The organism is Vibrio tubiashii (assembly GCF_028551255.1).
In the GTDB taxonomy this organism is placed as follows: domain Bacteria; phylum Pseudomonadota; class Gammaproteobacteria; order Enterobacterales; family Vibrionaceae; genus Vibrio; species Vibrio tubiashii_B.
Map to the genome: position 1 here is coordinate 352,371 of NZ_CP117030.1, position 23,716 is coordinate 376,086.

Annotated in this window: 19 protein-coding genes; 9 read left to right on the plus strand and 10 right to left on the minus strand. The window is 44.8% G+C overall.

The genetic code is table 11. The features are described from left to right. Positions 1 to 42 precede the first annotated feature (42 nt). Positions 43 to 2,310, plus strand: a complete 2,268-nt coding sequence (locus tag LYZ37_RS16915) for a DUF2971 domain-containing protein (protein ID WP_272788035.1) — start codon at positions 43 to 45, stop codon at positions 2,308 to 2,310. A 16-nt stretch (positions 2,311 to 2,326) separates the two neighbouring features. On the opposite strand, the gene LYZ37_RS16920 is transcribed toward LYZ37_RS16915, so the two are convergent. The 3 genes from LYZ37_RS16920 to LYZ37_RS16930 form a co-directional block, all read right to left on the minus strand. Further along, entirely contained in the window at positions 2,327 to 3,277 is a 951-nt protein-coding gene (locus tag LYZ37_RS16920) for an endonuclease/exonuclease/phosphatase family protein (RefSeq protein WP_272788036.1), read from the minus strand. Between the two features lie 140 nt (positions 3,278 to 3,417). Then, a complete protein-coding gene (locus LYZ37_RS16925) occupies positions 3,418 to 3,798 on the minus strand; it encodes a DUF4345 family protein (RefSeq protein ID WP_272788037.1) in 381 nt (126 codons plus the stop codon). 26 nt (positions 3,799 to 3,824) lie between these two features. After that, positions 3,825 to 4,748, minus strand: coding sequence for an SDR family NAD(P)-dependent oxidoreductase (locus tag LYZ37_RS16930; protein ID WP_272788038.1), 924 nt, complete (start codon positions 4,746 to 4,748; stop codon positions 3,825 to 3,827). A 116-nt stretch (positions 4,749 to 4,864) separates the two neighbouring features. Between LYZ37_RS16930 and LYZ37_RS16935 the strand changes: the two genes are divergently transcribed. Beyond that, complete coding sequence (locus LYZ37_RS16935; protein ID WP_171320662.1) at positions 4,865 to 5,782, plus strand: LysR family transcriptional regulator; 918 nt, start codon at positions 4,865 to 4,867, stop codon at positions 5,780 to 5,782. A gap of 9 nt (positions 5,783 to 5,791) precedes the next feature. On the opposite strand, the gene LYZ37_RS16940 is transcribed toward LYZ37_RS16935, so the two are convergent. Both LYZ37_RS16940 and LYZ37_RS16945 read right to left on the minus strand, forming a co-directional pair. Next, complete coding sequence (locus LYZ37_RS16940) at positions 5,792 to 7,657, minus strand: tetratricopeptide repeat-containing diguanylate cyclase (RefSeq protein WP_272788039.1); 1,866 nt, start codon at positions 7,655 to 7,657, stop codon at positions 5,792 to 5,794. A 188-nt stretch (positions 7,658 to 7,845) separates the two neighbouring features. After that, the gene (locus tag LYZ37_RS16945) at positions 7,846 to 9,534 is read right to left on the minus strand and encodes an ABC transporter substrate-binding protein (protein ID WP_272788040.1); all 1,689 of its coding nucleotides are present in this window, start codon (positions 9,532 to 9,534) and stop codon (positions 7,846 to 7,848) included. 90 nt (positions 9,535 to 9,624) lie between these two features. On the opposite strand from LYZ37_RS16945, the gene LYZ37_RS16950 reads away from it, so the two are divergent. The 7 genes from LYZ37_RS16950 to gloA2 all read left to right on the plus strand — a co-directional run bounded on the left by LYZ37_RS16950 (position 9,625) and on the right by gloA2 (position 15,901). Beyond that, positions 9,625 to 10,836: an MFS transporter gene (locus LYZ37_RS16950; protein ID WP_272788041.1), complete on the plus strand. Its 1,212-nt coding sequence runs from the start codon at positions 9,625 to 9,627 to the stop codon at positions 10,834 to 10,836. 96 nt (positions 10,837 to 10,932) lie between these two features. Beyond that, complete coding sequence (locus LYZ37_RS16955; RefSeq protein ID WP_272788042.1) at positions 10,933 to 12,420, plus strand: Lcl domain-containing protein; 1,488 nt, start codon at positions 10,933 to 10,935, stop codon at positions 12,418 to 12,420. Between the two features lie 73 nt (positions 12,421 to 12,493). Further along, positions 12,494 to 13,663, plus strand: coding sequence for a MerR family transcriptional regulator (locus tag LYZ37_RS16960; RefSeq protein ID WP_272788043.1), 1,170 nt, complete (start codon positions 12,494 to 12,496; stop codon positions 13,661 to 13,663). 80 nt (positions 13,664 to 13,743) lie between these two features. Then, positions 13,744 to 14,280, plus strand: a complete 537-nt coding sequence (locus LYZ37_RS16965) for a GNAT family N-acetyltransferase (protein WP_272788044.1) — start codon at positions 13,744 to 13,746, stop codon at positions 14,278 to 14,280. A 167-nt stretch (positions 14,281 to 14,447) separates the two neighbouring features. Further along, positions 14,448 to 15,065: a hypothetical protein gene (locus tag LYZ37_RS16970; RefSeq protein WP_272788045.1), complete on the plus strand. Its 618-nt coding sequence runs from the start codon at positions 14,448 to 14,450 to the stop codon at positions 15,063 to 15,065. Between the two features lie 12 nt (positions 15,066 to 15,077). After that, positions 15,078 to 15,506: a VOC family protein gene (locus LYZ37_RS16975; protein WP_272788046.1), complete on the plus strand. Its 429-nt coding sequence runs from the start codon at positions 15,078 to 15,080 to the stop codon at positions 15,504 to 15,506. 8 nt (positions 15,507 to 15,514) lie between these two features. After that, a complete protein-coding gene (gloA2, locus tag LYZ37_RS16980; protein ID WP_272788047.1) occupies positions 15,515 to 15,901 on the plus strand; it encodes an SMU1112c/YaeR family gloxylase I-like metalloprotein in 387 nt (128 codons plus the stop codon). Here the strand turns inward: gloA2 and LYZ37_RS16985 are convergent. The 5 genes from LYZ37_RS16985 to LYZ37_RS17005 form a co-directional block, all read right to left on the minus strand. Next, the gene (locus LYZ37_RS16985) at positions 15,898 to 16,698 is read right to left on the minus strand and encodes a Cof-type HAD-IIB family hydrolase (RefSeq protein WP_272788377.1); all 801 of its coding nucleotides are present in this window, start codon (positions 16,696 to 16,698) and stop codon (positions 15,898 to 15,900) included. The genes gloA2 and LYZ37_RS16985 overlap by 4 nt on opposite strands. Before the next feature lie 116 nt (positions 16,699 to 16,814). After that, entirely contained in the window at positions 16,815 to 17,939 is a 1,125-nt protein-coding gene (locus LYZ37_RS16990) for an HDOD domain-containing protein (RefSeq protein ID WP_272788048.1), read from the minus strand. Further along, entirely contained in the window at positions 17,920 to 19,953 is a 2,034-nt protein-coding gene (locus LYZ37_RS16995) for an MHYT domain-containing protein (RefSeq protein WP_272788049.1), read from the minus strand. Before LYZ37_RS16995 ends, LYZ37_RS16990 begins: the two co-directional genes overlap by 20 nt. A gap of 51 nt (positions 19,954 to 20,004) precedes the next feature. Beyond that, positions 20,005 to 21,183, minus strand: a complete 1,179-nt coding sequence (locus LYZ37_RS17000; protein ID WP_272788050.1) for an HD domain-containing phosphohydrolase — start codon at positions 21,181 to 21,183, stop codon at positions 20,005 to 20,007. A 203-nt stretch (positions 21,184 to 21,386) separates the two neighbouring features. After that, positions 21,387 to 23,411, minus strand: coding sequence for an alpha-amylase (locus tag LYZ37_RS17005; RefSeq protein ID WP_272788378.1), 2,025 nt, complete (start codon positions 23,409 to 23,411; stop codon positions 21,387 to 21,389). Positions 23,412 to 23,716 lie beyond the last annotated feature (305 nt).

Consider the following 23,716-nt stretch of genomic DNA (forward strand, 5'->3'; position numbering starts at 1 on the left):
AACTTATTGTTATAAATAGTTAAATTTCATGCGTGGGGGTAGATGAAGTTGAGTCAGGTCAGCGACAAAGAAATCATTAAATGGATTAGGGCACACAGTTTTTCTAAATTAACCTTTCTCGAACAGTGCTGGCAGACATCTGAAAATAGTCTTTATCTTGGCTTCTATTATTTTGTTCAGCAACTGAAGCAAAACAATGTCGATGAAATTTTGGATTGCGTCGTCACGCGTTGTGGTGACTTGGCTAGTGCTTATTGCTATTTGGGTGATGTGGCGAGACAGATTTATGACCACTTTGATGAAGAGCATATTGCGGCAGGTTTTTATCGCAAAGCCATCGAGTTCGATTCTAGTCACTCGGCAGCGTACTGGGGTTTGTCAACCAAGCTGAGAGATATTGCAGCGGGGATGACTTCGGTGCGCCTTGATTACCAGCAGGCCTATTACGACCAACTGAAAGATAAGCTATTTGCTTGGCGCTTCCAATATGACGATTTTTCGAACCTAAGCCACGATGATTTGCGGCTGCTTAAAGAGATTATCTTGAGTGGCAAGGTTGAGTGTACACAAGAACTGTTGGTGCCGATTTATTTTTCTCTTGGTGAATATGAATCGGGAGTCGAGCTTATCTCTGCTATCGACACGGTTAGCCTCAAGGCGATTGAGCCCTATTTTAAGCGCGGGTTTATTGATCAGCACACCGTAGCCGCAAAGATTTACGATTGGCAGCTGAAGGAGTTTTTCACTGACAATCATGCGCTAATATATCAACGCTATCTCGAAGAATTTAAGCAGGACAATACGCGGACAACGACAAGTGCTTTGATTAGCATGGCGTTTCGGGCTCGGGAATATCAAGACGTGATCAATCACTTTGAGCAAGGAATACAGGATGATGTTTTCTTAAAGCATGATAAAGATTCTCGTCTGTATTACTTATTGGCGCAGCTTCAAATGGGACAAGCAGCGGATCACGCTTCGCTGACGTATGTTAATGAGCGATTAGACTCCTTAAGAGATGACAGCAAAAATTTGTTCAGTATGCTGCGCTTAAAGCAGCACATGCTTGATTTAGAGCGCCACCTTTCAAGAGGTAAGCCACCAAGCCACAATATTCGTTTTGATGCCACTTACCAAGCAGCAGGAAAAATCCTCGATAATTCGGAGCTATTCGATCATTTTCTGTTTGAGTCATTCGAGTCAGAGCTCAAACAGATTAAACAGCGCTGGGATAGCGCCCACTGCCGAGCAGAGTTCGAGCAGCAAAAGCAAAATTTGGCTGAGAATCAAATGGAGTTGGATGACTTTCCTCAACTCTGGGGTTTGGCTATTGAATGTCAGGAATATGATTACGCGATCGACAGTGTTGCAACCTATCATCGCAGTCATCAACCGGATATGACTTCATACAATATCTTGGGGGTGTGTTATGACTTCAAAGGTGAATTTGACACCGCGTTTGAGTACTACCAACAGGCGTTAAAGCTAAAGCAGCAGTGCCAACAGCGTAGTTACATCATCATTAGTAATTACGTTAATTGTGTGCAGCGCTTGCCAAATGTGCCGCTAGATCAAGAAGAGTTTAGCCACTTACGAAATCAATTTAACGCAGACTTAATCAGTGACTTTAAGTGGCGGACATTCACTGCCAAAAATAGCCGCAGCTTATACAAATACTCTCCGTTTAACATCAATACCATCGACTCTTTGACTAACCAGTATTTCTATTTGGCGGGTAAAGAGCAGCTCAATGATCCGATCGAGTTTCCCGATTTAGAAGGAATCGGGCCAGATAAATTGGTCGATGAGAACTATCGAATATGTTCTTTATCCAATAACAACAACTCGATGCTGATGTGGTCGCACTATGCGCAAGAGCACCGAGGCATTATGGTTGAGTACTGGTTTGGTGGCGAACTTCCTGAAGGGTTGGGAATCGACAAGGTCAGGTACAGTGATGATGTTCAAAGAAACCGCCAGAAAGAGTATTACACCTTCAATCAGTATGTGCTGACCAAGAATAAAGAGTGGGCTTACGAAGATGAAGTCAGGCTGTTTTCTAATTTGTCCAACAAATTTAGCTATGACTGCTATCAATACCCCAATCCAGACTACAGTAAAATTCATGCTCGGGTGGCGAGTATTACGCTTGGCTACAAGTTCCCTGCCGATAAAAGAGACCTTATTGTTCACCTGATTGCGTCAATTAATAGTAAGAGAAGCCCCCATGAACCGAAAGTGGTGCTAAAAGAGGCTTATATTGTTGAAGATAACAACTTCTCATTGAAGTATCGAGATTTGGATATCTAAAGCAGTAGCACTTATTTCAAAGCACAAACTGAACTGTCACAGCGACAAAGGCATGGTCACTGGCTTGCTTGTCTTTTTCAAAGCTTGGGTTGATCAAGTGGGCATCCAGTGTCTGGTAACCTGTGACGTCAGCCATCGAATACTGGGAGTCTGGTTGAAACTCCTGTGACAGCAGAATGTAGTCGAGCACATTCCCTTTGGCAAAATGATAGTGAGTGGGCGGTCGCTCACTATCAATTGCCGATGTAGATTGGAGCTGCCAGCTATCTCTTAGTCTGAGTTGTTTATCATCTTCATTGACTTGCTGAGTCAGTAAACCAGTAATATTGCTGCTTATCGCTTGGTTCATATCTCCCATCAGCACCGTTGGGATTGGATGGTTATTATATTGCTGTTCCATAAACAGTCGTAGCATAACGGCTTCCCATCCCCTTTGCTGGCTGGATAACCACTGACCAACAAGGGAGTGAACATTCTCAGCGTCAAGGCTGTCTGTTGGCCGTTGTGACTTAAGGTGACAGACATAAACGGCTACCTCGCCGATATCTGGTACATCAACCGTGGCATAAATTGGTTTGCGGCTAAAGTCGGGAGCCTTAACCTGATAGCTCTCTTCAATCGAAGTTAGCGGAGTGACGGCACTGACGCTGACAATTGGGTATCGTGATGCAATGGCGACAACGGGTTGAGAGCAAATATAGTCCTGCTCTAGATGAGGTTCATCGACGACAGCAAAATGAGGGTAGCCCAGCTCTTCAAATAAGATTCGCGCGGTGTCGATACTAAACACCTCTTGAACACCAACAATGTCGGCATCTAAGGATGTTAGTTTTTCTTGTGTCCAGCGACACTTCTCTTGCCAAGCTTCGCCATCATAGATGTTTTCAAAGTCGTAAAACGCTTGTGGGGGTTCTACAAAGTTGAATAGATTAGCGGTAGCGAAAGTGAGTGTTTTATTGGTCAGCAATGCAATGACTCTACAGACTCTAAAAGTTTAGTGTAATCAAATTATACCTAACTTGCTTTAGTTGAATGATGCCGATTGTTAAAACTGAACAAAGGCAGTACCTACAGGACTGCCTTTGTTGTCAGGGTTATGCGTTAGCCTTAATAAAACCCGCCATTTTTGAAGTGTGCGAAGGTCAATACGCCTGCAATGACGAGCTCTAGAACTAGCGGCGGTACTACAGCTTTATCAAACCCATCAAGCACAATACCGACTATACGACCTATCGCGACGGCGAGCATGACGATTGCAACAAAGAAGTAGCCTTCTGTATCGCCAGAGGTTAGTCCAAACATCAGCATTGCCACACTGGCTAAAAATAGACCGCCCATGACGGAGCGAACGGTATTGAGACCAGCTTTACCGATGGGCTCAAGCGCGAAGTTAGCCAACATTTTTTGAGGGGCGAACATCGACATCACACCGAGTCCAGTTAGCATCAGAGTGAAAATTCCTACCAGTATTTGCAGTGTAGTATCCATAATGATTCTCCTATTCGTTGTTATTGTTACAAAAATTGTTCGATAGCTTGGCGCGCGTTATCTTGCGCAGCGATATTGCCGAGCGAAGGTTCAATCGTGATTTGGTCGACGACGGGGCCAGTTGGAGAACCTTGTCGGCTGGCGTAAAAGTGCCCAGACTCAAACCTTGGATCGAACAGACCATCAAGGTATCGTTTTGCCCCTTTTTCGACGCTGTGCATCATGCCTAGCATCGGCATCAGTAGCCCTCCAACATATTTGAAGAACACTTTTTTAAGGAAAGGAAGGTCATCCATCCCATTGGTGCCCGTTGTGCCACCTGGACTCATAGTGACAAATCGTAAATGAGGGTGCTGGCGTGCCATTGAAGACATCCATAGCGCAGCGGTGAGCTTGATGGTTCCATATATATCCAGTGGATCTGCTTTAACACCGAATTTGCTGCCGTTGGCAATAGAGGCGAACTCTTCGACGGATGAACTGCTCAGTTCAGGTTTGGCAACACCCATCTTAGGCACACCTCTTGCCGTTTCAGAGCCTGCATAGAGCACGGTTGATGTAATCAGCTGCCTTTTAATTAGCTCCTCAACCAACACCGAATGCCCAAACACATTTGCCGCGAAGATATTGGTTACGCCATCTGAAGTGAGGGCATTCGGTGTGCGTCCACCAGTGCCACCCGCGTTTAGTACAACGGCATCAAGAGGTGCAGACAGCGTCGAAACGGCGTTGCGCACTGACGATGAATCCGAAATATCAAGGATTAGGATTTCAAAAATGTCTCGACCAGATAACTGAACCAAATTGGCTTTCGCTTCTCGTGCCTTGGTGAGATTACGGCAGCCAAGAAAAATTTTATTAATGCCTTCTTCTTGAGCGAGCTGGCGTGCCGCTTCAAACCCAAGACCTGCGTTAGCGCCTGTGATTAATACCGTTTGAATAGTACCCATGTCTTTCTCCATTGGTGTGATTGCTGACTTGGGATTAAGTTACCATGGTTGAAAAATGGACTGTATACAGGTAAAAATGAACACGGTGCTTCAAAAATGAACCATTGGAGAATGAAGTGAAGACTAATGAGAGCTATGCCTTCAACTGGGATGATCTTAAGTATTTTCTGGCTGTGGTACGCAGCGGTACGTTGCGCGGGGGCGCAGACAGTATCGGAGTGAATCACACGACACTAACTCGACGTATTTCAGTGATGGAAGAACAGATAGGAAGTCGTTTGTTTGACCGCTCTAAGCAGGGGTTAGTCCTAACCCAAATTGGTGAAGAGTTGCTGCCTTATGCAGAAAGAGTCGAAGATGAGATGACGTCCGCGTCGAGAATGATCATTGGTAGAGACTCCGATCCAGTGGGAACGGTTTATGTCTCTATGCCTCATGGGATGGCTTTGACTTCACTAATGGATGATTTGGCGCTGTTTTCGGAGCGCTATCCAGACATCACTCTAAACTTGCAGTTTGGTAATGATATTGCCAACTTGAGCCGACGAGAAGCGGACGTATCTATAAGGGTCGCCAACGAAGTTTATGATGAAGCGGTAGGACGAAGACTGGTTCAAATGTCGCAAGCGGCGTATTGTACTCGGGAATATGCGGAAAAGGTCAAAGACAACCAAGGTGAAGGACTATCATTCATTGGTTGGCATGAACCTGAAGGCGACATCACAGCGAAATGGTTGCAAGAGAGCTACTATCCAAAAGCAACGCTAAAACATCGCGTTTCAGAACTTGTACCTCTGATCTCTTTGGCAGCTTCAGGACTTGGTATGGCTTATCTTGCGTGTAATCTGGGTGACAGGCATCCAAACTTAGTTCGTGCTCCTTTTCAAAAACCGATTCCCTATCGCAGTATTTGGCTATTGATGCACAGCGATCTGCGCAGAACAGCACGCATTCGATGCTTTGTTGATTTCCTCGCTGAGCAGGTTCAGTCAAGGGAGAACGAATTTTGGGTAGCAGGGACGGTTAAGAAATGAAGCGTTGAATCAAGCTTCATTTGAGTGAATCTGATAGCGATTTCGCCCCGCATCTTTTGCTTGATATAGGGCGGCGTCAGCTTGGCCGAACACAGTTTCCCACTCATCGGCAAGATATTCTCTTTTGCACGAAGATGCGCCAATGGAGACCGTGATACTAAATTGCTGATCGTTGTGATGAGCAATATGCGCTTCGACATTGGCTCTCAGTCGCTCAAGGGTCTCTTCAAGTTTGCTTAAATCTTCCATCGGCATGACTAAGACAAACTCTTCGCCGCCCCAGCGAACTAAGATATCTTTCTTACGCAAATTGTTCTGCAGCGTCTCTACGGTCTCTTTGAGTACTAAATCCCCAATTTCATGGCCGTACCGATCATTAAATTGCTTAAAGTGGTCAATATCGATCACGCTTACCACATAGACAGGGCTTTGCATCGAGGACGGAGCTTGCTCTAACCAGTTTTCTAAAAACCTTCGGTTGTAGGCTCCGGTCAATGGGTCGGTAGTATTTTGGTTACGTAACTCTAGGTTAGTGCGTTTTAGGCTTACGACGCTGCGAATAACAAAAAACGCCAGTATACCAAACAGAGCAGCGTAGAGGATCTCACGTGAGCGTTGCTCTTTGAGCGTAATGGTTTGTAGTTCATTCTGCGCTTCTAATAGCTCTATCTCTCGCTTGTTTAGTCGTCTTTCAAGCGCACTTTTTTCGCTGAGTATGTCTTCATTGTAGGTCTGACGATAAAAATTTTTGCGCACCAGATACTTTTGTTTCATGAACCTAAGTGCTTTCTCATATTCGCCAAGTGCTTCGTGGGCTTCGACAAGCTTGGTTAATATGTCTAGCTCCCAGATGATTTCATTACTTTCTGAAGCTTGCAGGATGTACATGACCTTGTGCGCGTAAGTGATTGCCTGTTGGTATTCCTTCTTGAGTAAGTAGGCTCCGGCATAGGCTTCATAACAACTTGCCAGCATCAGGCTGGTTGAATTCTTTTCCGCTTGGATGACACAGCGCTTAGCCATAGCCAAAGCTTCTTGAGGCTGACCGACTTTAGAGAACATTTGGGACATATTGGATAGAGTCGAGATTTTGATTCGGTTCGAACCGGTCTTGTCCGCTTCCTCTAAAGCGCGCTCCATGTAATATTTAGCTTGTTCATTCTGTTCGGTTGCGAAGTAGACCGCACTCGAATTTGCAAACAAGATAGCTTCAAACAGGCTGTTATCGTATTGATTGTCGTTGTAGAGTTTCAGCGCACGTTGTATATAGGTATCGGCCCGCTCCCAATCTTCGGAAAGCATATAGACAGTGGCGATGTTATTCAGTGTCATGGTGCTCTGAAAGTCATCCCCAATCTCGCTGACAAGCTCGTATGCCGTTTTATAGTAGTTCAAGCTAGCTTTGATATTCGAACGCTGAATTTTGACATTGCCTAACCAACGATACGCGCGTGCTAGCAGGCGTCGATAGCCGATTTCTCTTGCTATTGGCACCACTTCATTGAGAAGGTATTCCGCTTGAAGTAACAAGTCGGAGTCTATTAGCTTTAGTGCCTGATTGAGCTTGGCCTCAGCCACTATCCAGTCGACATTGTTATCGACGCCTAGCTGCTCCATGTCAGGAATAGTGATGTTTTTAATCCCTTCATATTTTCTGAGGTTACCTAAGGCGAAATAATAGAGTGCTTTGGAAGAAGGAGATGCATCACTAGGTAGCTTGTATTCTTCCAAACTAACCGACTTTGGTCGACAAAGAGAATGGTAATAAAACTCAAGCATTTGGCGGTCTTGAGTCTCAATATGTGAATAGAGAAAATCCTGATCAGACGCGACATTGCAGGCAGCAAAAGAGGGCGCTGCAGCAATCGATGCCAAAATGGTAACCATTATGGTAAAAAGGCGTTTCATTAAATCAGGTGATCTCAACATATTAGAAGATTAATGCTTTAGTTTATCATCTTATAAATAACCTGTGCGGAATTGTGGGCAATATTTAACAATGGTTTGTCCAGTCATTCCCATTTTATTTGCATTATTTTAAAAGCTTGTCTTAGTACTATAGTTCACATCACGATGTGATTGAAATCAATCCAACCATTAGCAAGCTGTTCTGGTGCCGATATTTGATCAGAGATATTCAAGTCTTGCAGGGCATGATAGAGAGGCTGATATAAGTTCTTGGTGATCAGTTGTTGCTCAATTTTTTCTAACAATCTTAGCTGCTTACTTTCGCTGCCCTCGGCGATGGCTTCGATGACTTTTTGCTCCAACCAAAGTTTATTTTTATCCGATAGACAGGCTTGGTGACAGTAATTACACAGTAGCCAATCAACCCAAGAAAACAGCGTATCTTCGCCAAACACTTCTCCACTGATGATAATATCCGCATTTTTGAACGTTTCAGGTCGATTGAACTCTGGGTACTCTAAAACTTGTAGTTGGCAGTCGATGCCGAGTTGCTGCAAACAATCTGTAACGAGTTGTGCGGTGGCGATATTGGTTCCAAGCTGATAGGTGACAACAGCTAAGGGTTTTAATGGGAGTTTAAGATCCGCGAGAGCATATTTGACCCCAGATAAATCTTGCTCGGCAATAGGAGTAGGAGTTGAGAGCATACCTTTCGCGCGTGCGACTACTTCACAATCTTCCCCGCTAGGTGTGCCGATACTGAGCATAAGAGCTTGTAACCACTTGCGATGAGCTCGATTTCGCATCCAAGTATGATGGTGAGGATTCAGCATTGCATAGGTACAACCCTGTTCCCATTTTTGCTTGGCGGTAAACTTCGCTGCCGATTTTTCCGCTAGGTGGCGACCATGAACCACATCGCAATTGAGTTCGAGAGTTTTGGCATTATCACCCACATTCCATATTTCGACGCCATCGACCCAAGGTCTTAAGCCGTGATAGTGTGGGTTAACGCTGAGTAATGTGCGCCATTCGGTTTGCTCTGACAGTAAAAAGGAACCACTGCCGATTAACTTTCCATCCCTGACTTTCGTTATGCCCATCGCGCTATGACTCAGTAATCGAGGCAACAGAGCAGGCATAGTGTGGCTGGTAAATCTAATCCGAAGCGGGTTGATTACCTCCACTTGATCGATAAATCGAAAAAGCTCGATTTGTGCTCCGCCTTGTTCTATCAAGCGTTGAAAATGTGCCTTGATATCATCTGCCCTTAATGGGCTTCCATCATCAAACTTGAGCCCCTTTCTCAAGGTTATGATCAGGCTGTGTTCTTGCTGTTGCCATGAATGTGCCAGATCGCCATGAAGACTAGGTTGAGTTCGAAGTAAGTTCGCATATAGATAACTGGCGATGTGCAGCTCGGTACGGCGATTAATCTTGACGGGATCTAGGCAATGCGTGCCTCGATAAAAAGGAATTTGTAGGATGTCTTGTTGAGAATGCGCTACCTGATATTGGGAAAGATATTGGCTAAGAAAACCCTCCCTTTCTTGTGCCTCAACGAGAACAAGCGCTGCTTCAACATTACCTTGTTTAAGTAGGCGAGTTGCTTTTTGTTTTAAAACACCATCAAGCGGTTGCTTTAATTTCGCTTGAGGTAAATTTCCGCGCCCAACTCCTGATTGCCATTCAATTTTCTCTTCTTCAACCAAGCGTTTAATTAGCAACTGTGCGTTGCGACGCGTACAACGTAAAGCGTGGCTGAATTGATCTAACGATACTTGAGTCCAATGTTGGAACGAGAGGTTATCACGGCAAAATGCCAGAGCATTCCAATAGCGCATAAAGGTGAAATCCTAATTTTATATTTCTATTTTTCTTCATCTTTTAGTCTCGATAATAGGAGATTCTATTCAGGATGAAAGGAGAAATTAATGAATACGTTAGCTAAGCCTCAAACTTCTATCTGGCGTAACAGGCCATTTCAAATTCTATTTTCTAGCGCGCTTTTTGTTGCTTTTTCAGCGCAGATTTACAACCTCGCGTTACCACTGTTGATCTATGAACTGACGCAATCTTCAAAGATGATGGGGTGGATGCGCGCAGTGGAATTTTTGCCAAATTTACTCTTGGCGCTGTTTATCGGTGTGGTAGTCGATCGCGTTGATAAGAAGCGTTGGTCTCAAGCGATGTTGTTGGGTCAGCTAGTGGTCGTTTTGTGTTCGTATCTGGCAGTGGAGTGGCTACGTGAGCCGCTTTGGATCCTGTTTCCCGCCGCCTTTTTGATGATGGCGTTTAACTATGGCTATCACAATGCGCGCATGACGATGATGAAAAGGGCATTGGCTCCTGAAACGCAAAATACTGCGATAGCGAGGATGAGTTCGTTAAACAGCGTGATGGAAACGGTTGGACCAGTGTTATCGGGCGCATTGATGCTGATGTCGACAATCCACAATGTTTTTCTCGCTGTGGCGGTGCTACTGTTGCTTTCATATTGGCAATTAGAAAGGTTAACGCTTGCTCCAAGTGAACCGCCAAAAAAGCAGAGTGTCTTTGCGGCATTAAAAGAAGGTTGGATAGTGTTACGAGCAGAACGCAACATGTGGATTATTACTCTCGCGGTTATGGTGATTAACACCACAGGCGCCATTTTCTGGATCCAAGCGATATTCTACGCGAAATCAGAGCTTGAGTTTAACGCTTTGGAGGTGAGTTACTTGATCGCCGCATCGGGTATTGGTGGGCTTTTAGGGTCATTCAGTGCAGATAAATTACGCTCAAGATTGGGTTTAGGTGTGGTTTTGATTGGCTCGATAGTTTTGGAATCTCTTGGTTTTGTTTTCCCCCTGATCATCAACAATGTCTGGGGTATGGCTGCGGCATTTTTATGGATTTCTGCGGTTGGTTTGTATAGCAGTATTTGTATCTGGAGCTACCGACAGGAAGCGTTTGAAGAGAAGTTTTTGGGCAGAGTCGCAGGTATCACGGGTTCGCTATTTAAGTTGCTGATGCCTTTTGGTTTGGCCGCATCGGGTTATTTGATTGCTCACTTCGGCATAGAAGCCATCTTTATATCTTGTTTTGTCGTTCAATTATCCGTTGCATTGGGCCTACTGTGTTCTCAGGTGAGACGAATAGCGTAACTCTTATGTGAGCTTTACATACATTTACGCTCTCAATGTGTTTCTTTACTTGCCACTATCTAGACTATGATTACGTTGAGCAAACAAGGAACGACAATGAAAAATGCACCAATAAACAGTTTGTTAGCTATAGCTTGTTTCGCCGTATGGTCTAGTGCGGCTAATGCAAACGAGCTAACCACACCGATAGTAGATACCAACCAAAGCCAATGTTTTGGGCTTAGAAACACATTGAGCTCTTGTCCCTCTTATTCTGATGCCACTTTTGGACAAGACGCACAATATCAAGGCAATTCCCCAAGCTACACCAAAAATAGCAATGGCACAGTGAGTGACAACGTGACGGGTCTAATGTGGACACAGTCAACCGATCTCAATGGCGATGGCAAGATAGATGCACAAGATAAGCTGAGTTATGACGATGCATTGGATTACGTCGCCTCATTGAATCACGGTGGTTATAGCGATTGGCGCTTGCCCTCGATTAAAGAGCTCTATTCTTTGATTTTGTTTGATGGCCAAGATCCAAGTGGTGTTAATCAGTCTGGCACCGTTAAGATGATCCCTTTCCTTGATGCAAGGTACTTCGATATGAATGCGGGAGATGTTCAATCTGGCGAAAGGCTGATTGACAGTCAGTTTGTGTCGAGCACCAAGTATGTTTCTACCACCATGAACAAAGACGAAACGGTATTTGGCGTAAACTTTATTGACGGACGGATTAAGGGTTATGGCATTGCGAGCCCGCGTGGTGGTGACAAAACCTTTTATGTTCTTGCCGTGCGAGGTAACCCAGATTACGGCATCAACCACTTTGCAGACAATAACAACGGCACCATCACTGACAACGCGACGAGTCTTGTCTGGCAGCAGTCTGATAGCCAATCGCAGATGGATTTTCCTCAAGCCTTGGCCTACTGTGAAAACCTTGAACTGGCGGGCAGAAGTGACTGGAGGTTACCAAGCGTGAAGGAACTGCAATCTATCGTTGATTACACGCGTTCGCCTGCCACAAGTAACAGTGCGGCAATTGACCCAATTTTCAATACGACTGCGATCACTAGTGAAGCAAATCGTGAGGATTACGCGAATTACTGGAGTAGTACGACTCACGAAAATATGAGAAACGGCGGGCATGGTGCGTATGTCGCTTTCGGGTCATCCTTAGGTTACATGCGCAATGCATGGATTGATGTTCATGGTGCGGGCTCTCAGCGCAGTGATCCTAAAACCGGAGATGCGGGTCAATACCCGACTGGACATGGACCTCAGGGAGATGCGATTCGAATTGATAACATGGCTCGATGTGTAGCTGGTGGTGAAGTCGAGTTTGTTCAGCAGCCAACTTTAGTGAAGCGACCAGCAGAAAGTTACCAAAATGGTGATAGCGCTTCTTCTATGTCGTCAAAAGGCAAACAAAATATGGCTGGTTCGAATAACGGACACTTTTCTCGCATGGATCGAAATGGTGACGGGAAAATCTCTCGCCTTGAAGCAAAAGGCAAGTTGGCAAAAGATTTCAGCCGATTTGATAGAAACAATGATGGCTATTTGACCCAAGCGGAGATGCCAAGCAGAAAATAGCGAGCTTACTTGACCCGTCTATCGCTTTATAGTTTAGAGTTAATGATATCGACTAAAAGCTATGAGTGGACGGATGTACAAGATCTCTCAATTAGCAGAGCGGGCGGGGATTTCTCGTACCACTCTGCTTTACTACGAAAAGCTAGGCATTGTTAAAGGAGCGAGACAAGTGAACGGCTATCGCTCCTATAGTGACAAAGATCTCCAGCGTTTGCTTTTGCTGCAAAAATTACAGGCTGGCGGTTTAACTTTGAAAGAGTGTCAGGCTTGCTTAGATGCACAAATCAATCGTGATTTATTGAAAGACAGGCTGAATCAGCTCGATCAAGAAATCTCGCAAAAGCAAAAGTCCCGCGAACTGCTTGCCGCGTTATTAGGCGAAAGTTCTCTTAGCGAGTGGCACAATACTCTCGACCAACTTGCTCCTGATGCGCATTTAGACTGGCTGATCAAACAAGGTTTTGATGAGAAACAGGCTATGCGTTTGAAATGGTTATCAAAAGATATGAATGAACACGATCGCTATATGCGAGACTTTGATCTGGTTTTCAGCCAACTGACGTGTTGGGGACCCGGAAGCCAACAAGATACACATTCAGCGATTCAGAAACTGCCCTTTTCACCTAAGCATATTTTAGAAATTGGCTGTGGGCAGGGCATTGCGACCCGAACACTGCTAGAGCATACCCAAGCGCACATTACAGCGGTCGATAACGAAGAGTATGCATTAGAGAATATCAATCAAATCATGCAGCAGCTCGGTGAAAGAAAACGTGTGACTACCGTTTGCGCCAATATGGCGAAACTGCCATTTGAATCTAAGCAGTTTGATCTGATTTGGTGTGAGACCAGTGCGTACATTATGGGCGTTGAGAATGCTTTTAAGGAGTGGCGACATCTCTTGTCCGACGATGGCTATCTAGTGCTGAGTGATTTGGTCTGGAGTGTTGAGGAGCCATCGTCCGATGCCATGAGATTTTGGCACAAAGAGTACCCCGATATGACCACTGAAGAGACGCGCATTGAGCAAGCAAGGCGAGCGGGATATACGCTAGTCGATTCATTTCCTGTCAGTGATCAAGCTTGGGACAACTACTACCAACCGCTAAAAGTTCGGGTGAATGAGCTCGCGCACGAGTTAGCAGGTTCATCTGCTCTTGCAGATTTGAAGCGCGAGATCTCTGCTTATGACAACCGCAATGGTGAGTTCAATTATCAGATATTCATTCTTAAAACAGGGTGAATTTTTTGATCAGTCAGTGTTGACCTGTCTACAGCTTTACAGTTTAAGCTGCGCGCATAAACTTTAAAGAGGAACACACTATGAACTACGGTCTATTTAATCCGAAAGAGACAGACGAACTTATTCGGTTATTCACTAAAACCTTTGGAGACTCTGAAGGCGTAGAGGAAGGAAAAGTTATTGGCACTCTAGTGAACACACTAGTAGAGACGACACCAGAGCAAGACATCGCGATTTTTGTTGCGAGAGAGGAGCAAAAGATTGTTGCGAGCATTCTATTTACTCGCCTTGCTTTTGAGGAAGAACACGCAAGCTTTTTGATGGCACCGGTAGCGGTTAGCACTGAGTATCAAGGACAGGGTATTGGGCAAGCATTAATCCGTCATGGTTTAGAGGCGATGCGCAGCCAAGGTGTGAAGTTAGCTTTCACATATGGTGACCCAAACTTTTACACTAGAGTGGGTTTCAATCCGACCTCTAAAGAGCAGTTTAAGGCACCGTTAACACTGAGTTTCCCTCATGGTTGGATGGTGCAGACATTATCTTCAGACATGATTCAAGCGCTTGAAAGTCGTCCAACATGTGTAGAAGGATTTAATAATCCTGCGCTTTGGTAATGAGTAAAACGTTAAAATGCCGACAATTCAGTTGTCGGCTTTTTTTTGTTTGATAAGAAATCGTCAGAGAGATAGCGTTTTTTGGCTTTCGCTTCAGGTTTGAATGGTCATCAACAAGGCATCAGTCTATTATTCGAGGCAGTGCATAGTCAGGATAAAGGAATCGCATGAAGCTAACGTTTGGAGTCATACTAAGCTTATGGGCTTGTCTAGCCCTTGCAGAGCCCACAGAAGAAGCGCGCGAAAATGCGTTTATCAATGTAAATATGACCTTAGAGCTAGATGGAATAGAAGGTGCGATTCAGGATACCCGTCAGTCCCTCGACCAAGTTGGCGTTGCGCTTAACAGCATCGCGCAAAGTGGAAACTTGAATGATGAGCAACAGCAGCTATTGACTGACACCGTAGATAACCTTAACCAGCTGGTGGTATTGTCTAAACAGTCGGTAGCCGCAATGCCGGGTGCTTTTGAACATTCTAGGCAAACTGTTGCGACAGAAAGTGAGCGTTTTCTTAATGACTTACGTTCACAAATTTTGCTGGTTATTGGCGTGATAGGACTCGTCATTGTGTTGGTCATTGCTGCGATTGCATGGTTGATTTTACGCCCAATGCAGGAAACACTGGTTCGAGCTACGCAGAATATTTCTTCGATGGCTGGCGCGATTAAGACCACCGCTAAGGCGTTGGATTCAATATCGAATCAGCAGGAGGAGATTGCTAAACGTTTAGAGTTGGTCGGTGACCAGAATGGCGATAATCAATCAGATTCGAACAAGGGCTAAAGGAGAGGGGCTATGGAACCACGTGTCAGCATCATTACTTTAGGAGTGCAGGATTTAGAGCTCTCATATCAGTTTTACTCCAAGCTAGGCTTTCCCTCTTCCAAAAATCCTGAAGAGGGGATCATCTTTTTTAAAACGGGTGGCGTGTGTTTAGCCTTGTATCCGTTAGATGCATTAGCAAAAGATATTTCGCCTGAAATGGCGGTTGTCAAAGAGGGCTTTAGTGGGGTGACGCTCGCACACAATACCCGTTCAAAGCAGGAAGTGGATGACGTGTTAGCGCTTGCGGTCAGTGCAGGAGCTAAGCTAGAAAAACCAGCGCAGGATGTGTTCTGGGGTGGCTATAGCGGTTATTTCTCTGATCCAGATGGTTATTTATGGGAAGTGGCCTACGCCGATTTTTGGCAGTTCAACTCAGATGGCTCACTGGTTATTGAATAGGAGGATTCGTGGAACTCAAAAGAATACATCATGTTGCGGTTATTTGTTCTGATTATGAGGTTTCAAAGCGTTTCTACACCCAAGTTCTCAACTTGACCGTCATTGCTGAAAATTACCGCGCCGAACGGAATTCCTACAAACTTGACCTTGCTTTGCCTGATGGGGGGCAGATTGAATTGTTCTCTTTTCCTAACCCGCCAGCAAGGCCAACCAGTCCTGAAGCACAGGGTTTAAGGCACTTGGCATTTAGCGTTGATTCTGTAGAGCAGTACGCCGCTTATTTGATGAGCCGCGATGTGGAAGTTGAGCCGATTCGAATTGATGAGTTTACTGGTAAGCCGTTTACCTTTTTCAAAGATCCTGACGGCTTACCGTTAGAGCTCTATCAAGGTTAGCTTAGTAGTTCACGTTTAATGACGGTAAACACACCAGCCTCACGATTGCTTGGCGCCTGAAAGCGTGCAATCTCTTTAATCTTAGGGTGAGCATTATCCATTGCGTATGAATGATAGCTCGCCTTAAGCATCTCTAAATCATTGAGATAGTCACCAAAACTCATGGTTTGCTCGTGGGTAAAATTGAGCGTGTTTTGTAGGTGTTCGATTGCTGCACCCTTCGAGGCTTCAGCGTTCATCACGTCGAGCCAGATTTTGGCACTCACGACTACCTGGTGCGTCTGACCAAACGCTTGGTCGAAAGTAGGGAACACCAACTCTTCTGTGCCGTCAAAGTGGCAGATGGCGACCTTGATGAAGTCATCTTCTACCTCAAGCAAATCATCTACATACTGGCACTTGTGGTAATACTTGGCGAACTCCTCAAGCGCTTGCGGATCTTGCGTTTCGATATACGCAGAATGTTTGCCACATAGAACAATTTGCGCGCCAGAAATACCTCTAGCTGCCTCAATGATTGATTTGATTGAAGGTTTGTCGATCTCGCAGCTATACAATTCTTCACCTTTGTGCATCACCAATGTGCCGTTTTCAGCGATGAACATCATGCGATCATTAATTGGTGAGAAGGTCTCCATTAGGCTGTAGTACTGTCGCCCAGAGGCCGCAGCGAAGATAATGCCTTTCTCTTCTAATTGCTGGTATAGATTAAAAAACTCTGGATTGAGTTGGCTACTTTCATCGAGAAGCGTGCCATCCATATCGGTGGCTACGAACTTTATATCAGGTGTCGGCATAGTGGCTAATGTCGTCTCTTCGCACTGTTTGTAAAAACGATAAGTTACCTGACTTTTGTGACGACTCAAGTGTTTTAAATCAATCTACAATGAAATCATCGGTAGTGAGTGGCCAATTAAATCTGATGATTCTGCTCTAAAACGGCAAGGGTGCTCTCTAAATCAAAGTGGGCAGCAAACTCCTCATTTACGGCTTTGCCACTCAAAATAGAGTTGGCGATATACACCGCACAGGCTGGGCTAAAATCAGACTCCATCAATTTTTCTGGGTCATCATGGTTTAAGACCCCTTCAATGATGGGCAAAGGAAAGCCCCAAAAGTGCAGTAGATATCCCCCAAGCTGCTCTGATTTGGTTTTAAATAGGTAGTGTTCTAAGTGCGATTTATCGTTGCCTTTGGTTCTAGGGTTTAGAAACGCGCTCATTAGATCAGGGGCAATTTTCATTCTGACGTACTCACCAATACGGTGAAGAATACCCACAAGAAAAGTCGTATCCTTGAGGTCAGGTTCAACTAAGGTTGAGGCGAGCTTTGCGACTTTAAGACTGTGTGATTGGATTTTTTCCAATGGCTTACTAGGTTCATTCATGGAAACCGAATAGACCTCAAGCATGGCAATAATATTGGTAACCACTTGGCCACCCAAACGCGTGATGGCTTCAGAAATACTCTTAATTTCTTTGCGCCCTCTAAAGATGGCATTGTTAGAGATCTGTATGATTTTGGCGCACATGGCAGGCTCTTCACTGATGAGTTTTGCCACATCATGCATCGAGGCGTTGGGATCCATTAAGGTACGCTTAACATCAAAGAACAGCTTGGGCGCTACTGGCAGCGATGTAATCGTACCAATTGCATTTTGAATCACTCGATCAGGGAATAACTCAAGAATCTCTTCAATACGCTGGACTTCTGCCTTGATGACACTTGGATCGCAAGGTTTCATAAAAGCTTGGTGGGCGAAAAAACCGCCTTTTATCGTGACATCTGGATCCGAATAGCCGGACAATGATGCACGTATAATACCTGGGTGCCTTTTACTGACCTCTTCAAGTAGTTCAGCACCGTTCATCTTCGGCATAAGCATGTCTGAGATAATTAAATCGACCTCATGCTCTTCCAGAAACTGCAAAGCCTCTTCACCGCCTTCTGCGGTAAATATCTTCCATCCAGTTCCAAAAAGGGCTCGCTTTAATCCGTTCAGGATCATGCGTTCATCATCAACTAGCAGCAGCTTCATTATCTAGTCTCTCTTCAGTGCCAACGCTAACGTTGTCTAACGGTAGTGAAATAGTAAATGTCGTTCCCTCTCCAACAGTACTGTCGGTAGAAATTGCACCTTTATGTAAATCGACGATAACTGAGTAGGCTAAACTTAGCCCTTGTCCCGTCCCTTTACCGACATCTTTTGTGGTAAAGAAAGGGTCGAATATTCGGTCAATAATATTTTTTGGTATACCCGTACCATTGTCTTGGATGCGAATCTGAGCAGTATTTTCCTCTAAATGTGTCGAGACCTTGATCGTGCCCAAAGTGCCGTCTTGGCGACCAAATTTTTCTTCGATTGCGTGAGCCGCATTAATGATGAAGTTAAGCATTACTTGGTTAAATTCATCACGGTAACAAGGAATAGCAGGTAATCTAGAGTCAAAACTGGTTTCTACTTCAGCGACATAGCGCCACTCTCCGCGTGCGATGGTAATGGTCGACTCAATGGCTTCAGCAATATCGACTTGGTGCATTTCGTGGTTACTCGAATGTGAGAAAGACTTCATCGCTTTTACGATCCGGCTAATGCGTTGCAGCCCCTCTAAAGACTGATCCAGAGCGAGAGGGATTTCTTCTGCGATAAAGTCCATATCACCTTCAGCAATGTCGCTTTTAATCTGTGTTTTTAGCGTATCGACAGGCTCATCTCCTGACTTTTCAATGGTTTGTGTAATCTGGTTGATAGTGTTTAGACAGGTTTGAAAGGCGTCTTTTAAAAAGATCGTGTTGTCTGAAACATATTGAGTTGGTGTGTTTATCTCGTGAGCGATACCTGCGGCGAGTTGTCCCATTGATTCCAATTTTTGAGCTTGCCTTAACTGCTGTTCAAGCTCCATACGCATCGAAATATCTCGGATAACACAGTTAAACAGTTCCTTCTCTTCATTGCGAATTGAGAGTGCAGAAAGGCTTACTTCTATGGGAAACGAGCGACCATCTTTTTTAATCCCTTCAGTGGTTAGGTTGCTTCGGTGCTCTAAGTCGTTGTTGGCACAATTTCGCAACGAGACTTTATCAAAGGTTGGCATTAGATCTTCGATGTTCTTTTGATCGATCATTTCCTTTTCATACTCGAACATCCTCAATCCCATGTCATTAATGCTATCTATGATGCCTTCTTGATCAACGATAATGACACCGTCGGCAAGGTTGTTGAGGATATCTTGCTCACGCAGCTTACTGGCGACAATGGAATGCTCTGCTCGTTGGAGGCGCTGGTCGACAATAGAAGCGACGAATGTTGCAGCGCATATTAGCAGCACAAATAGAGCCACGATCAAGGCAATGTTGTGAGCATCGCTCATATGGTTATGTACGGTTGGGGTTTCGGTTAAGGCGTAAAAGCTCACTGCGCCCATAGCCGTGTAATGCATACCAGCGACCGAAAGGCCCATAATAGGAGCTATTAAGGCACGATGAGTAACGTTTTCTCCAAAATGGCGATTGCGAAGTTTGATCATATAGATTGAGATGCAAGCAAACAAAAAAGCAATCAGAATAGAGAGAACAAACCAGACGAAGTCATAGACCATTAGAGCGTCCATCTGCATCGCTTCCATGCCAAGGTAGTGCATCGAGCCAATACCCAGTGCTAAGTACAGGGCACTAAGCTGAATATCTAATAGTGAGAATCGTTGACTATAAAGGACTTGAAACGCGAAGTAAGCGCCTACGACTGGTGGGATAAAGGACAACGCGGTGATACCAGGATGATAGGACATTTGCGCAGGAACCATGTAGGCCAACATACCAGTAAAGTGCATAGCCCATACACCGAGGCCAAAAACTATACTGCCAAATAAACGCCACAAACTTATTGTTTTCGCCTCATTAGAACCCCACATTCGCTCAATGACGATCAAACATGAATAGGCAGCAAGGCTAGATATGAGTACAGAGAGCAAGACCAAAGAGTAGTGAAACTCTCCTTGGAGTAAATTGTAATCCTCTAAGTCAACAGATTTAAATCGCCAAAACTCTACCATAGCCCAACCTGTCCTTTGTTTACGTTGTTAGTTATTCCATTAAGGCGCTGATTAAAAACTCTGCGCTTTTTCTTCACTCTTCGCTTGTTCGTGTTCTTCTGGCTCTATCATGGTTACCCAAACTTCCCCAGCGACAGCTTTGTTCTCTAGGCAGTGGTGCACAATGTTCATCAAGGTTTGAGTTACTCTCTGACCTTTTCGTGCAATAAGCTGGTCACGGTTGGTTCGAATCTCCTGCTCAATAATCATATTGGGGTTTAAGAAACTAACATCGACGAAAATTTTTGGTGGTTCAAAGTCGAGCGTCGATTTAAAAGCGCTCAGTATGCTTGGGTCATAGAGGTGATCTTGGTTGTCGAGCTGCTCAACGGCATCAGGGATGGTGTAGCCGGCACTTTCTAGTTTTATATAGTCACAGACAACCTTAAGCATTCTTGAACCGTAGGGTAAGTCGGTTCCCTGAACGTCATCAATAGGATTACCTTCTCCATTAAAGCCTTTCTCTTGGTAGAGAATAGTCTTAGCGATACCACCCATCCTTGGGATTTGTTTAAGCAAATCAGAGGAAAGGCACGGGTGTTGCTCGAAGAGTTGACGATCTTCTTCAGTGACGACTTGTCCACTACTAATATTTTCTAAGGTGCTTTGGGGAAAAATAATAAAGCCGAGTTGAGACAACTGAACCATAGGCTCAAAACTCCAATGAGGTTTTATGTTAAGCGCTTTACCTAACTGCTGCATATGGAATTGAACTTTATTACTGCGGTCATTGATTTCAGGGTTGACAAGAGAAACAACATCGCTCAGGACATTAATGACGCCTTTTAACGTCTTGTTAAGCAGCACTTTCTCTGCAACGATAAGCTCGTATTGCCGAATGGCAGCGTTAATAAATCCTAGTAGTTGCTCTGGCGTACAGGGTTTATTGATAAAACGAAATACGTCGCCTAAGTTGACGGCATCGACCGCTGTTTGTTGGTCAGCATTCCCTGTAAACATCATACGTACAGTGTCAGGTGATTTTTCTTTTACGGCTTGCAGCAATTGAAGTCCGTTCATGACAGGCATTTGCATATCAGACACAATCACAGCGTACTGCTTCTTGGAGATGAGTTCGAGTGCTTGCTCGCCACTGTTTGCAAGATCGATATCGACATGACTTCTCAAAGTTCGACGAAATGAATTAAGGATGTTCACCTCATCATCAACTAAGAGTACAGGCTTTTTCATTGTTAATACTCGTGTAGTTGCATTATAAATTTAGTGTAGTACAGACAGTAGCTTATGAAGACTAATTAAGTGTTTTGTTGCTTATAAATTAGAGAAGTGCGAAGTAGGAAGTTTTATCGAGTTGATAATTGATCCAGTCAGGGAGTGGCGGTTGATGAAAAAGGAGGAGATAACTCCTCCTATGTTCCAACAGTAAAAGAAAACTATTTCCCCACAAAAGCGACAACAACCTTATCGTCACCTAGGGTTCTAGAGAACACATAAGCATTGTCATTGTCTATAGGCTGATGTTTACCTGCGCCAATTGCTGGGTGGTTGTGGCGGAACTGACCGACGGTTTGCCAGTGAGAAAGTAAAGCTTTTCTTTGTTCATCTAACTTCCAAACCATATCGGAGCGAGTCCCTTGGTGGAAATCATCCGCGTATGGGCCAAGCTCACGGCCGACTTCATCACCATAGTAAACCTGAACGGCGCCAGGGCTTAGGAGTAGGGCATTGGCAGCATTACGTTGCATGTCAAAAGACTTAAAGCGATTGAAGAACAGCTCTGTATCGTGAGAGGACATATAGCTGACAGGCGTATAGTCTGGGGTAGATTGCATCGAGTCTGCATAGTTTTGATAAACTTCCTGCATTTGGCTAAAGCAGGCTGCGCCTTTATCGAGTTTTTTCTGCATATCGAAATTGATCAGCGCATCGAAACCTTGGTCCGCATACGGTGAGCGGTAAGCCGAGTGCCCCCATACTTCCCCCATCATCCAGAACGGTTGACCAGACTTGCCATTTTCACTGCGCCACTGCTCTAGGTTCTCGCTTGCGGCTTGTTTTAGCTTAAGCCAAACATCCCCTTCAACGTGTTTTACTGTATCGACTCTGAAGCCATCAATACCAAAACGTTTTACCCAGTCCGACTGCCACTCAACCAAGTAATCAGCCACTGTGTAGTCAGGTTTAGCGACAACGCGAGTATCTGGGTTGTCGAGTAGCCACTTAGGAGGTGTAACAGGTTTCGTAGACTCTGTAATAAAGTCAGGTAAGCCTGCTAAGTTCATTGTGGTATCGCTGCTGCCAGGTTGCGTATAGCCCGGTAAACCTGCGCGAACCCAATCAGGGCCCCACCAGTTTTGCCACTGTTTGCTTTGATAGTCGATGGCGTTATTGAAACTGTGCCAGTTTTGACCTTGTTCAGGAGTCCATTTTGCCCACTGTTTAGGCATCTTCGAACGATCGACCACCTCTAGGTTATCAAACTGCATATCCGCCAGTGTGCCGTAACCGGCATGATTAACGACGGCATCAAGAAGGATCTTAATTCCGCGTTTGTGTGCTTCCTCAACCAGGATTTTCAGGTCTTGCTCGTTACCAAAATTTTGGTCGATTTTAGTGAAGTCACGTGTCCAGTAGCCGTGGTAAGAATAGAACGGGAAGCTACCACTTTCCCCGCCGCCAACAAAGCCGTGTACCTGTTCGACAATCGGAGAGAGCCAAATCGCGTCTGTACCCAGGCTCTTTATATAGTCGAGCTTTTCAATTACACCTTTTAGGTCGCCACCGTGGAAGGTACCGACCTCTTGTTTACCGTCTTTCTGGCGACTGTAACTCTGGTCATTACTGGTATCTCCATTACTGAATCGGTCGACCATCACAAAGTAAATATTGGCGTTCTTATAGGTAAATTCAGGCTTATCAGTAGGACTCGTTGGCTCAAGCAGAACTAAACCGCCACTGTCCTTTGACGGTGTAATGGTAACCGAGCCATTTTTAACCGTTACAACTTGCCCGCTTAAGGCATCTTTAAGCTCTTCACCATCTGTGAATGTATCGCCTAGATTCAAGGTAACGGCTTCACCAGAATATTTCTCGCACTGAACATCTGGGATAGGGCGGCTGAATGTCTGCTTACTCTTCTTTGCTTCTCTCGCAATAGTCAGCGTGTTGTTCTCTTTATCGAAAGCGAACGAATAGTCGCCGCCGAAACGGACTTTTAGCGGTAGGACTGTGTCTTGGCCGCAGTTAAGGGATAAAGGTCTACGAAATCTAACTTTCTGACCATTTACCGCAGGGCAGTGACCATCAATCCCAGATACGGTGAGCTGATATGTTTCTTTGCTCAACGACATGATCGCGGGTTCAGAGGCTGATAACGGAATATCGCGACTGGTGGTTGTGGTCGATAGAGTTAAAGTTGGACTCGCTACAGCAGGCACGCTGAATAAAACGGCAAGCATGACTGGATTGGGTTTAAACAGACTGTTCACGTTACATCCTTGAGGTCATTATTTTTATACCCCACTACCTTAACTGAGCTTCTAAGGTGCAACATCATTCCAATCATCTACGCCTTAAAGAAAGATGTTCATCACATTCTCTCTGTTTAGGGGAGGAGTACGCATTATTGATTACCTAGATAGAAGTTGATCTTGGTTCAAAGTTGGAAATTAACCCTCTATTCGCAGTGAAAACTATTGTTGTTGAAATGGTGGGTGAAATTTGAGCAATTTCGTCTTGGTGGCTCATTTTGTTCTCACAAATG